The organism is Ligilactobacillus sp. UO.C109, assembly GCF_026847815.1.
GTDB lineage: Bacteria > Bacillota > Bacilli > Lactobacillales > Lactobacillaceae > Ligilactobacillus > Ligilactobacillus salivarius.
Genome location: NZ_JAPSFH010000006.1, coordinates 57,926 through 69,971 on the forward strand (window position 1 = coordinate 57,926; position 12,046 = coordinate 69,971).

Consider the following 12,046-nt stretch of genomic DNA (forward strand, 5'->3'; position numbering starts at 1 on the left):
AGAGGTTAGGGAAAACTTCATTTCAAGTTAAACTATCAACAGCAAAAACGCCAGAAATCACGTTATGAAAACTTGATTTCTGACGTTTTTTAATTTTGAGACTTTTACCAACCTTTTTTATATTTTCGTAACGGCAATTAATTCTTCGTGATTTTTTATAGATTCTAGCATTTGTTTATCTTCAACAATTAATAATAAGAATAATAATTCTATTACTGACATAGCAGCAACTCGCGAAAAATAATATTCAGACTGCAATACTCTTTGGCGGAAAGCTGTTTTTATATGATAGTCTGCTAACAATGCTAATGGCGACTCAGAATGGTTTGTAATAGCTATAACCTTTATTCCTTTCTTCTTAGCTCCTTCTATCTGCTTTAGAAGTCTAGATGATTCCCCTGAATTAGAAATGGCCACGATACAATCTTGACTGCTCATATTTAAAGTCTGTGCCAAGGCATTCTCCCACATATTAGAGGAAATTGCTAAGCGGCCTATTTGATTAAATTTATACTCTGCATCTTGAGCCACAATATAAGTATCTCCTTCAGCAGCAAACTGCACTATCCGAGATTTTTTCAAAATATTCATTATCTCTTTTAGTTCTGTTTTTGAAATTCCTTCTATTGTATTCTTTATCTCTACTATTTTATTATCCAAGATACTTTTTATAGAATTACCTACATCATCTTTATCTAATTCTTTATAGTAGTTATCTTCATTCTGTGAGGCCTTAGCTAACTCCACTTTCAACTGATGAAACCCAGACAATGACAAATTTTTACAAAAACGAGATACAGAAGCATCGCTCACCTGCGCTAACTTGGATAATTCTGAAATTGTGAAATCCACCGTTTTTTGAGGATTTCTCAACACAACTTCTGATATTTTTTTATCAGTTTGCGACATGTGAGGCATTTTTTCATATATAGTATCGATAATATTTTTATTCATTTGCTCACCTCGTTATTACTTTACTACATTTTAACTTACTATTTAATTCTATCCTTGACAAAATTTATTTTCAATATTATTATTTTGTTGAAAATTAATTTCTTAAATGAATTTATTTGGAGGAATCGTTATGGATAATGTTATCGATCTTGCGTTCAATTTACTCCACCCTGACACTACTATTAGCTTAGGTGGAGGAAGTAATGTTAAAAAACTCGCTCATAAATTGAGTCAGCATCCTGAATTGAATATTAAAGTTTGTTCTCCTTCAGAATATACTAGACAAATTTGTCGTGATTTAAATTTAAATCTCATTGATATAACTGAAGCCTCTACTATCGAATTTGGTTTTGATGGTTGTGATGCTATTGATTTCGATTTAAATGTCTTAAAAAGTAACGGTGGTATCCATACATTGGAAAAAGAGTATACCTATAAAGTAGAAAAATATATTATTATATCTCCACCAGAAAGATTAAAAGCTTCTCTTAATCCAAATGTTCAACTTTGTTTAGAAGTTGTTTCTCCTTCTGTTGACTCTGTTTTGTTTGCAGCTAAACAATTAGGTTTAAAAGCCGAATTAAGACCGGGCAGTGCTGTTGCTAGTTACGCCCGTACACCTCTAGGCAATTATCTTATTGATTGCTACTGTGAAAGCTGGCAAGACATTAAAAAAATAAATAGCAAACTGAATTCACTTAATGGAGTTGTATCAACTTCATATTTTGAAAACATTGTCCACTCTGTTTTAACACTTGATAAAAATAATAATCCTATTGAAATAAAGAAAGGTGATTTACATGCATAAATATAATTGGGGTATTATCGGAACTGGTTGGATTGCACATGAAATGGCTGACGCTTTGAATGAAGTTAATGGTGAAATTTACGCTGTATCTAATCCGAATGAAGAATCTCTATATAAATTTGCTAAAGAAAAGAATGTTAAGCATACTTTTATAAATCCTGATGAAATGATCACAGATCCGGATGTAGATATTATTTATATCGCTACTCCACATATATCTCATTATGACTATATAAAGAAAGCATTGAATGCAGGAAAACATGTTTTTGCTGAGAAAGCTATTACTATTAGCGCTAAACAATTAGATGAGGTTATTGCCTTAGCTAAGTCTAAAAACTTAATTTTAACTGAAGGATTTACTCTTTATCACATGCCTATCTATGAAAAAATAAGAGACCTAATCTCTAGCGATAAATTAGGTGATATCAAACTCGTTCAAGTAAACTTTGGTAGCCTTAAGGACTATGATCCAAATAATCGTTTCTTCGCAAAAGAATTAGCTGGTGGTGCTTTACTTGATATTGGGGGATATGCTACTGCCTTTGCACGTATGTTCTTAAATGAACAGCCTGAAGTAACTTTAACAACGGTTAAATTCTTTGAAACTGGAGTAGATGAACAATCCGGTATCATTTTAAAGAATTCTCAAGAACAATTAGCTGTCATGGCTCTTTCAATGCGCGCTAAACAACCTAAACGTGGTGTTATATCTGGCACAAAAGGATATGTAGAAATAAATAATTATCCACGCGCAACAGAAGCTAAAGTAACATATACTCTAGATGCTCATACTGAAAGTCACGAAACAATAACTGCAGGCGATTCTGCTAAAGCTTTAAATTACGAAGTTATGGATATGCAACGTTATATATCACAAGGTCATGATGACGGTCAGCTATCACTTTCACAAGATGTAGCTCATATTTTAAATCGTGTTCGTGACAATTGGGGTATGAATTATACTAATTAAAATAAAATCGGATGATGAATCAATTTTACCTTGATCCATTATCCGATTTATTTATTAGGAGTATTCTAAAATTTTTTGATTTTGTTCCTCAAAACCTACGCTCTTTAACAAAACTAATTCTGAAGTATCTGTGTCACTAGTAGATATTATAATTTTAGGAACTGCTTTATAATAACTTTTTAAGTGTTCAATCAAGAATTTTCCCACTTTTGATTTATCAAAATTAGGTGATATTAAAAGGTCTTTTACATAAACAGTAGTTGCATTATCGCTAATTGCGTTAACTAACCCTGCCAAGCGTCCCTGATCATAAGCAGCTATCACATAAGACTTCTTTAAACTCTTTCTAAAGCAATCATAATTTTCTAGCTCGTCTTTTCTTCCTAGCGCAGCATACAAATTCAGTAACTCACCTTTATTAAATTTAGGGTTTACTTTCAAATCCACAATATCACCTACTTTCGAAATATGAAAAAATGATTAAATAAAAATTATAATTGTTAAATATAATTATACTCAAAATCTCTAATTATTACAAGTTTACTTTTAATAATGTGTATTTTATGTATATATTTAATTAAAAGCTTTTATTTTCTAATAATTATTTATCTTTTAGCATCACTATGTTAACATTAATACTATGAGTTTTTTAAATAATTATAAAAATATCATTTTTACTCAGAAAGAAGGAGAAATATGCCAGAAAATAAAAATCATGTTCAACTTCAGCGTTCGCTAGGTTTATATTCAGCATTATCATTAGTTATTGGAACAATTATTGGCTCAGGAATATTTTTTAAACAATCTTCCATTTTGGCTAATGCCCATACTACAACCATGGCAATCGCTGCGTGGGTTATCGGTGGTATCATTACATTAACTAGTGGCTTAACCATCGCTGAAATTGGATCTTTATTTCCTCATACTGGTGGATTATATGTTTATATCGAAAAAATATATGGTAAATTCTGGGGTTTCTTAGCTGGTTGGGTTCAAATAATTGTTTATGGTCCTGCCTTAATCGCATCTCTAGGTGCATACCTTGCTATCTTAATTGGTGCATTTTTCCATTTTCCTAGAACTTGGACACCCGCAATTGCAATTATTTCGATTTTATTAATTTCATTGTTCAATTTATTATCCAATAGATTTGGGGCTGCACTACAAATATTTACCACACTCTGTAAAATGGTTCCTATATTTTTAATCATTATCTGCGGAATTTTATTTGGAGATGAACACGCATTAGGACAAGTCGTAAGTAACGGTCAAGCTTCCATTGGTAACTTCGGTGTTGCTGTATTAGCTACACTTTTTGCTTACGATGGTTGGATTTTAATTGCTAATCTTGGTGGAGAAATTAAAAATCCTCAAAAAATTCTTCCATTAGCAATCATCTTAGGAACTTCCTTTGTGTTAATCGTGTATGTTTTGCTTACTGTAGGAATTTTCAAGGCTATGCCAGCTAATCAGATAACTAAACTTGGAGAAAATGCTGCTCCTTATTTTGCAATTAAAATGTTCGGCTCAATTGGGGGTAAAATTCTCAATCTTGGAATTATTATTTCTATCATTGGTACAATCAATGGTAAGATTATGACATTTCCAAGAATTATGTTTGCGATGGCACGTGCTAACGAGCTTCCATTTTCAAAACAATTAGCTTGGTTACATCCTAGAATGTTTTCCCCTGTTGTTTCAGTGCTTACAATGTTTAGTTTTGCATCTATCTTGATATTATTTTTTAACCCTGATAGATTATCCGAAATTTGTATTTTTTCTATTTATTGTTTTTACCTCATTGCATTTTTCGGTTTATTTAAACTTCGTAAACAACGCAAGGATTTAGTTAGACCTTTTAAAGTTCCTCTATACCCTCTTACACCAATTATTGCTATTTTAGGAGCTATCTTCGTTATGCTTAGCGAAATATTCTCTGATCTTAACGGTGTATTAGTTTCATTTATATTTATTTTAATCGGTGTTCCAGTATATTATTGGAAAGTCAAAAAATAATTTCACAAAAAAAGTACGGCAATTCAATCTGCCGTACTTTTTTATCTCTAACCGTATCTTTTTTCTAATCTTCTAGCTACCAATGACAAGCAATAACATACTATAAAATACATGACTGCAATCATTAAGTACATTGGTACCATGTAAGTCGTATTTTGACTATATATAATCTGTGCATGATATAGTAATTCTGGTAAAACAATAATAGTTGCTAAAGATGTATCTTTAACTAAAGATATAAATTGTGATACTAAAGGTGGTATCATCTTTTGTAATGCTTGAGGCATAATTATATGCCACATTGCTTGTACATAGGTCAGCCCACTTGACCTTGCACCTTCCATTTGTCCAACCGGAACAGCTTGAATACCACTACGAACAATTTCTGCTAACATCGCAGATTCAAAAACTACCAAGGCAGTAACAGCCGCTAACATTGGTGTCATTCTTAAACCTAGCTCTGGTAACCCAAAATAAGTAAAGAAAATAATTAACAGCAAAGGAAGATTTCTAATAATATCAATCAAAAAGCCTACAGCTGCAGATAAATATTTAATCTTAACATATCTGATTACTCCTAGAATTAAACCAATTATAAAGCTTAAAACAATTGAAATTACTGATACTTCTAGTGTTACCCACAATCCTTCTAAAAGAAAGCGTAGATTTATCCATGAATATGCTTGTTCAAATGTTGACATCTAAGTCGCCTCCTTTTAATTTATGCCAATTTCTTTTCCAAATAACGCATGTAATAACTTAAAGGCAATGTCAAAATCAAATAAAACACACCTACAACTAAATAAGTATTAATTGTTTCAAAAGAAGCTGAAGCTATTACATCACCTTGATACATCAAATCAAAGCCAGCAACAAACGCTAATACTGATGAGTTTTTAATCAAATTAATAAATTGATTTCCCAATGGAGGTATTACTAATTTAAAAGCTTGTGGCAAAATAATGTATCTCATTGTTTGCCAGTAAGTTAAACCATTTGCTCGTGCACCTTCCATTTGTCCAACTCCAACAGCTTTAATCCCAGCTCTTACAGTTTCTGCAATAAAAGCTGAGGTATATAATGTTAAACCGATTGTTCCTGCAGTAAATCCACTTAATTTAATAAAAAATTGTGGTACTACTACATAAAACACCATGGTAATAACTAATAAAGGAATATTTCTGAAAATTTCAATATAAATATTAGCTATTGTCCTCACTAATTTAGAAGGGACTGTTTGCAAAATTGCAAATATCGATCCAATTATCAAACTGAAGAATAGTGCAATCACACTACATAAAATCGTATTTTCAAACCCCGTTAGGAAAGTTTGCCAATTTTCTGATAGTATATGTATCATCTTTCTCCAGCTCCTTTCGCATCAAATCCCTTAACATTTCCAAACCACTTTTGAATTAACTTATCATAAGTACCATCAGATTTTAATTCATCTAAAGCTTTATCAATTCTTTTTATCATTTGAGTTTGGCCTTTATCTACAGCAATTCCATAAGGTTCATTAGTAAAGTTACCACCTACAACCTGATAACCAGGATTTTCAGAAGCAATCCCTGCCAATATACCATTATCTGTACTCATCGCTTGACCTTGACCAGATTTCAAAGCTGTAAATGCTTGACCATAATCATCAAATTCCAAAACTTTAGCTTTAGGAGCAAACTTATGAATATTAGCCACAGCAGTTGTTCCTTTTACAGCTAAAACAACCATACCCTTTTTATTTAAGTCGTGAACATTCTTAATTGTGCTATTCTCTGGCACCAACAATGACTGACCAGCTGCAAAATATGGTTGTGAGAATTCAACTATCTTACGTCTTTCAGGAGTGATTGTCATCGCAGCAATTACAGCATCAATATTTTGATTTTTTAAGAGTGGTATCTTAGTTTTGGCTGTTGTCTGTACTAATTTTACTTTAGCATCCTTACCATACATTTTTTTCGTCAATGCCTTGGCCATATCTACATCAAAACCTTCAATTTGCCCTGTCTTAATGTTCATTAAACCAAATAATCTAGTATCTGCTTTTACACCCCAGGTAACTGTCTTAGTTTGTTCAGTTCTCTGAGCAATATTTGCTGCTTTATCCTTTTTTCCACATGCTCCTAAGAAAAAGATCATTAGCAACGCTGAAAAAAGCAGTGTTACTTTTCTTAAATTTTTCATAGCTAACCCCTCTTTCTATTTGTGAGTAATGATCTTACTCAAGAATTGACGGGCTCTTTCTTCTTTAGGATTTTTGAAGAATGTTTCTGTATCATCATCTTCTAAAATTTCCCCATCTGCTAGAAATACAATTCTATTTCCAACTTCTCGTGCGAATCCCATTTCATGTGTTACCACAACCATTGTAATTCCACGTTCTGCAACAGTCTTCATAACATCTAATACATCATCAATCATTTCAGGGTCTAGAGCACTAGTTGGTTCATCAAACAAAATACATTTAGGTTGCATAGCTAAGGAACGCGCAATTGCAACACGTTGTTTTTGTCCACCAGATAACATTCTAGGATATGATTCTGCTTTACTTGAAAGACCTACCATTTCTAGCAATTCTAGAGCATATTTCTTATTTTCAGTTTCATCTTTATGCAAAACTATTCGTGGAGCTAACATAATATTTTCTAATACAGTTTTATTTTCGTATAAGTTAAAGTGTTGGAATACCATTCCGACATCTTTTCTGATTTTATTCATATCTGTTTTCTTATCGGATAAGTCATAGTTATTAACAATTAATTGACCATTACTAATATCTTCTAAACCATTAATTGTTCTAATAAGTGTACTTTTACCAGAACCAGAGGGACCAATAAGTACGACAACCTCGCCTTTTTCCACCTTCAAGTTAATATTCTTTAAAGCATGGAAATTTCCATAATATTTATCAACATTTTTAAATTCAATCATCGACATATTCTGTTCCTCCTTCATTCCACGTTACATTTTATACATAATCAAAATCGTTGATATCATTTAATTATTATATAAAAATAATAACAACGTACTCTAATTTTAATCTTTATATAATCAAAAAGCAAGTATTTATTCAAAATACATGTTATATTAGGTTACATAGATATAGAAACACCATATAATTGTTAGAAAATCTAACAACTATATGGTGTCTTCTTAAATATCTTTTTTATAAACTTTATATAAAACTATCGTTATCCAAGTTGCAATTAATGCTGGAAAAATTGCAATAATTAGATATGTAGGATTTATCAAATAACTTAAATCTAAATTCAAAATATCAGGAATTTTCTTTACTACTTTATGTAATATGTCAAACATTACTTGATAAATAGTCATATAGATCAATATCCATTGAATATAATACTCAACCATCGTCAATACAGTTGTTGGCAAATTAAACTTTTCTTGAAATTTCCTAAAAATTAAATAATGAATTAAGCCAGAAAGAACAATCACCCACATTGATAACGAAAAAATCGATCCTATTCTTAAAGCATTAAAACTGTCAGCTAAAATAATTGCTAAACTAAATAAAAGTGCAATGGACTGTACAAAAATTAAACTCCGCGTTTTTCTAGCATTAAAAAGATACTTATACCTATTAAGATAATTAAAATTAAACTCCAATCTATTTTGGTAACCCCCTTTATAAAAAAATACCTTGTAAGTAACTTTTACTACTTACAAGGTATCACATCTTACCTTCTTCTGTCTCTACGTCTGCTTAAATGTTCATCTTCAAGACTTGAAGTTTTTTCATAGTAAGAAGAAGCAACTTTAGGTGCAGCCTTTTTTTCGCGACTAGTATATGCAATTTTTGCATCAATTCTGAATGGTTCATTATCTTCCATCGCTGTAGAGCGCCCTGCTATCATAAATGGACCACCTGTTAATACAACAGTTGCCAAATAAATATGATATTTCTTAGCTGCTTCACTAGCTGGCATTAATCCAATTGTTTTGACAGTTCCTAATTGGTAACTTTCAATTTGGTTAATACCACCATAAATAACTAATTTACCTTCTACATTTTTCAATTCAAAATATGGTAATGCTTGTGGTGTCTCACCTAAAGCATATCTAACTTTTCCATCGCTTTTTATTTCTTTAAAGATAGTATTCTTACTCTTTCCATCATAATCAAGATGAAGGTAATTAATCTTCTTCAAACTGTCAGTAACAATTTGAATATTAGCTAACTCTGCTTCAGAAGTTGTTATTTCTGCCGGCAAGAAATCTTGATTTTCATCAAAAATACCATTAGTTTGTACAAATCCTGCTTGTCTCATTCTAGCAACCTTTTTGCGAGCTTCTTCTTCAGGATCCTTAGTCTTAATTCCTAAAGCATTTTCGATTTTAGGAGAAATATCCCACTTAGCTTTCTTTTCTGTAAACCAATATATTGCATTAAGATAGGTAAAATATAACAACACTAGAAATGCTAAAATAAAAAGAAGTCCTCTTCCGATAAAGCCATTCGCAAAGAAACGCCATGCTACATATAAAAGATAGAAATTACCTACACCACCTACTATAGTGTAGACTCTATTTTTTATCTTAACATTCATGTTGATATATCCTATCCAGGTATTTATCAACCCTAAAATACTAAACAATCATCTCACCTCTTTTTACTGATTATTATTTGTTGTTGTTCCGCCAGTTGTGTTATTGTTAGTTGTTGTATTTCCTGTCGTATTATTACTATCAGTAGTTGTATCATTACTATTAGTATTGTTATTTGTCGTTGTTCCACCAGTTGTATTATCAGTAGTTTTAGTAGAACTTGAAGAAGATTTATTATTACCATTTGTATTGTCATAATCAGTAGTAGAGTTAGTATCTTGATTTTGATCATCTTCACTATCATCATACGAACTACTATCGTGTTTCTTATCATCACTTTGACTTGATGACATCTTAGAATTATCTTGTTCTGGATTTGAACTAAAACTTGAAGAAACTGTTGACGTAGACACACTTTCTACCTTAGGCTTTCCTTCAGAAGTACCAGTTGCAGTGTTAACTGCCACGTTAGTTGCACCTAAAGCTAATACCGCCGATAAAATCGCAAATGGTGTAATAAACGGTGGTGTACGATATGCCATTTTTCTTCCTCCTATCTATACTTTCACTTTCTTAACTATATTACTACATACGTCCAAAAGAATACATGAATTTTTTATGATGAAGCTTTAAAGATTTACTAAGAGTCTTTACGACATTTGTCACATACACCATATACTTCAAATCTATGTCCATCAATTTGATATCCAGGAAGTTGAGTCTGTAATAAATCATCTAGAGGACAAAGATTAATTTCTTCAACTTTCCCACACTTCTCACAAATAAAATGATGATGATGCAAATTTCCAAAATCACATTGATATTTTACACAAGCTCCTGATGGTTTCTCTTGAGTCTCAATGATCCCTAAATTATCAAAATCTTTTATATTACGATAGATTGTATTATGACTCATTCCTGGAAAAAGAGTATGCATATATTTATCCACCTGTGTAATATCCACATATCGATGCTGATAATTACTCAAATATTCCAGTAAAGCTTGTCGTTGTTTGGTTATTTTTAAATTATGCTCTTTTAAAATACTGATTGCTTCCTTAACCAAAGTCATTCACCATCTCTCTAAATAGTAATCTTTACTTTCTAATCTATACTAACATCAATTATTTTAAAATGCTAATTTATTATTTTTTCTAATTTTTCAATTCCTATTTTATCGGCTTTTATTGCTAAAATCGATTACTAAAATTAATTTTTCTATTAACATTGACATTATACTCTAATAATTGCTATTATTGTCACTATATTAATAATGAATGGAGTGATTTAATGGGGATTTTAAATCGCATTCTAAAAAAAGAAAGTCTCGAACGTTACTTAGATTCCGACAATCACCTTGAACGTATTATCAGGACTAAAGATTTGATTGCCATGGGGATTGGTGTTGTTATTGGGACAGGTATCTTTATCCTTCCAGGAACTGTTGCCGCAACACATAGTGGTCCTGCGATTACTATTTCTTTCATCCTGGCTGCAATTGTTTGTTCTACTTCAGCTTTATGTTATGCAGAATTCTCATCTGCTTTACCAGTTGCCGGAAGTGCTTATTCATTCGGTAATGTTATTTTCGGTGAGCTTATAGGTTGGATTTTAGGCTGGGCTTTAATTCTTGAATATATGTTAGCTGTCGCTGCTGTTGCAACTGGATGGGCTTCATACTTCAACTCTTTTATTGCTGGTTTTGGAATTCATATTCCTAAAGCAGTTAGCGGTCCTTTTAATCCAGCTCAAGGTACTTACGTTAATTTAACTGCTATTTTAATTGTATTGTTTATTTCTTTCTTGTTAAGTAGAGGTGTGCAAGCATCTATTCGTCTTAACAACATTATGGTTTATCTAAAAATTGCAATTATTCTATTATTTGTAATCGTTGGTGCCTTTTTTGTGAAACCTGCTAATTGGAATCCATATATGCCATTTGGAATCAAAGGTGTCTTCACTGGTGCCTCAACAGTTTTCTTTGCTTATTTAGGATTTGATGTTATTGCTTCATCAGCTGCTGAAGTTAAGAATCCAAAACGTTCAATGCCAGCTGGTATCTTAGGAACTTTATCAATCACTACTGTTCTATATATTGCTGTAGCAGCTGTTTTAACTGGAATGGTCAAGTATACAAAACTTGATGTTGGAAATCCTGTATCATACGCTATGCAGCTAGCTCACCAAGATTGGTTTGCAGGTATCATTGCCTTAGGTGCTTTGATCGGTATGTTTACTATGATCCTTTCAACTACATTCTCATCTTCTCGCCTAATTTACTCAATTGGTCGCGATGGTCTACTACCTGCTTCTTTAAGTAAATTAGATGAAAAGACACATACACCAAAAGTTGCTCTATATGCTGTAACAATTGTTATAGCTTTAACTAGTGGATTTGTTTCTTTAGATCAATTAGCTAACTTAGTTAATATTGGAACTTTAGTTGCTTTTACCGTTGTTTCTCTGGGTGTTATTCCTTTACGTCGTCGTAAAGATATTGATAACAGCAAAGGATTCAAAGTTCCATTTTATCCTGTACTTCCTATTGTTTCTGTTGTTTTATGTTTAATCATGCTATCTCAACTTTCATTAGAAACATGGGTTGCTTCTGGTATTTGGTTCTTAATTGGTTTAACTATCTACTTTAGTTACGGTATTAAACACAGTAAGCTTTCTGGAAATAAATAATTTAATATAACCAAAAAAGGTACTAGCGATTAGTATAATTA

Annotated in this window: 14 protein-coding genes; 4 read left to right on the forward strand and 10 right to left on the reverse strand. The window is 31.8% G+C overall.

All coding sequences use genetic code 11. The annotated features are described in order from the left end of the window. Nucleotides 1–117: 117 nt before the first annotated feature. A complete protein-coding gene (locus OZJ21_RS01780; RefSeq protein ID WP_003705318.1) occupies nt 118–954 on the reverse strand; it encodes a MurR/RpiR family transcriptional regulator in 837 nt (278 codons plus the stop codon). A 130-nt stretch (nt 955–1,084) separates the two neighbouring features. On the opposite strand from OZJ21_RS01780, the gene OZJ21_RS01785 reads away from it, so the two are divergent. Beyond that, entirely contained in the window at nt 1,085–1,762 is a 678-nt protein-coding gene (locus OZJ21_RS01785) for a ribose-5-phosphate isomerase A (protein ID WP_081534990.1), read from the forward strand. Continuing rightward, nucleotides 1,755–2,732 carry a Gfo/Idh/MocA family protein gene (locus OZJ21_RS01790; RefSeq protein ID WP_086200995.1) on the forward strand — a complete coding sequence of 326 codons (978 nt, stop codon included), beginning with the start codon at nt 1,755–1,757 and terminating at the stop codon, nt 2,730–2,732. Before OZJ21_RS01785 ends, OZJ21_RS01790 begins: the two co-directional genes overlap by 8 nt. Before the next feature lie 54 nt (nt 2,733–2,786). Here the strand turns inward: OZJ21_RS01790 and OZJ21_RS01795 are convergent, their stop codons facing one another. After that, the gene (locus OZJ21_RS01795; protein WP_003705323.1) at nt 2,787–3,179 is read right to left on the reverse strand and encodes a GNAT family N-acetyltransferase; all 393 of its coding nucleotides are present in this window, start codon (nt 3,177–3,179) and stop codon (nt 2,787–2,789) included. A gap of 249 nt (nt 3,180–3,428) precedes the next feature. On the opposite strand from OZJ21_RS01795, the gene OZJ21_RS01800 reads away from it, so the two are divergent. Next, on the forward strand, nt 3,429–4,748 hold the full coding sequence (locus OZJ21_RS01800) for an APC family permease (RefSeq protein ID WP_011476339.1): 1,320 nt from the start codon (nt 3,429–3,431) through the stop codon (nt 4,746–4,748). A gap of 47 nt (nt 4,749–4,795) precedes the next feature. Here the strand turns inward: OZJ21_RS01800 and OZJ21_RS01805 are convergent, their stop codons facing one another. The 8 genes from OZJ21_RS01805 to OZJ21_RS01840 all read right to left on the reverse strand — a co-directional run bounded on the left by OZJ21_RS01805 (nt 4,796) and on the right by OZJ21_RS01840 (nt 10,389). Further along, entirely contained in the window at nt 4,796–5,449 is a 654-nt protein-coding gene (locus OZJ21_RS01805; RefSeq protein ID WP_011476340.1) for an amino acid ABC transporter permease, read from the reverse strand. Between the two features lie 20 nt (nt 5,450–5,469). Next, nucleotides 5,470–6,108 carry an amino acid ABC transporter permease gene (locus tag OZJ21_RS01810; RefSeq protein ID WP_003701287.1) on the reverse strand — a complete coding sequence of 213 codons (639 nt, stop codon included), beginning with the start codon at nt 6,106–6,108 and terminating at the stop codon, nt 5,470–5,472. Next, nucleotides 6,105–6,935, reverse strand: a complete 831-nt coding sequence (locus OZJ21_RS01815; RefSeq protein ID WP_268857330.1) for a transporter substrate-binding domain-containing protein — start codon at nt 6,933–6,935, stop codon at nt 6,105–6,107. Before OZJ21_RS01815 ends, OZJ21_RS01810 begins: the two co-directional genes overlap by 4 nt. Nucleotides 6,936–6,950: 15 nt before the next feature. Further along, nucleotides 6,951–7,688 carry an amino acid ABC transporter ATP-binding protein gene (locus OZJ21_RS01820; protein WP_081510581.1) on the reverse strand — a complete coding sequence of 246 codons (738 nt, stop codon included), beginning with the start codon at nt 7,686–7,688 and terminating at the stop codon, nt 6,951–6,953. Nucleotides 7,689–7,904: 216 nt separating this feature from the next. After that, nucleotides 7,905–8,378, reverse strand: a complete 474-nt coding sequence (locus OZJ21_RS01825; RefSeq protein WP_207191096.1) for an SA1002 family membrane protein — start codon at nt 8,376–8,378, stop codon at nt 7,905–7,907. 71 nt (nt 8,379–8,449) lie between these two features. Further along, nucleotides 8,450–9,367: a DUF6681 family protein gene (locus OZJ21_RS01830; RefSeq protein WP_101898123.1), complete on the reverse strand. Its 918-nt coding sequence runs from the start codon at nt 9,365–9,367 to the stop codon at nt 8,450–8,452. Between the two features lie 15 nt (nt 9,368–9,382). Then, nucleotides 9,383–9,859, reverse strand: coding sequence for a hypothetical protein (locus tag OZJ21_RS01835; protein WP_101898124.1), 477 nt, complete (start codon nt 9,857–9,859; stop codon nt 9,383–9,385). Nucleotides 9,860–9,957: 98 nt separating this feature from the next. After that, nucleotides 9,958–10,389 carry a Fur family transcriptional regulator gene (locus tag OZJ21_RS01840; RefSeq protein ID WP_003705336.1) on the reverse strand — a complete coding sequence of 144 codons (432 nt, stop codon included), beginning with the start codon at nt 10,387–10,389 and terminating at the stop codon, nt 9,958–9,960. A gap of 218 nt (nt 10,390–10,607) precedes the next feature. Here OZJ21_RS01840 and OZJ21_RS01845 point away from each other — a divergent pair, with 218 nt between their 5' ends. Further along, a complete protein-coding gene (locus tag OZJ21_RS01845) occupies nt 10,608–12,005 on the forward strand; it encodes an APC family permease (protein ID WP_268857331.1) in 1,398 nt (465 codons plus the stop codon). The last annotated feature ends 41 nt before the right edge of the window (nt 12,006–12,046 follow it).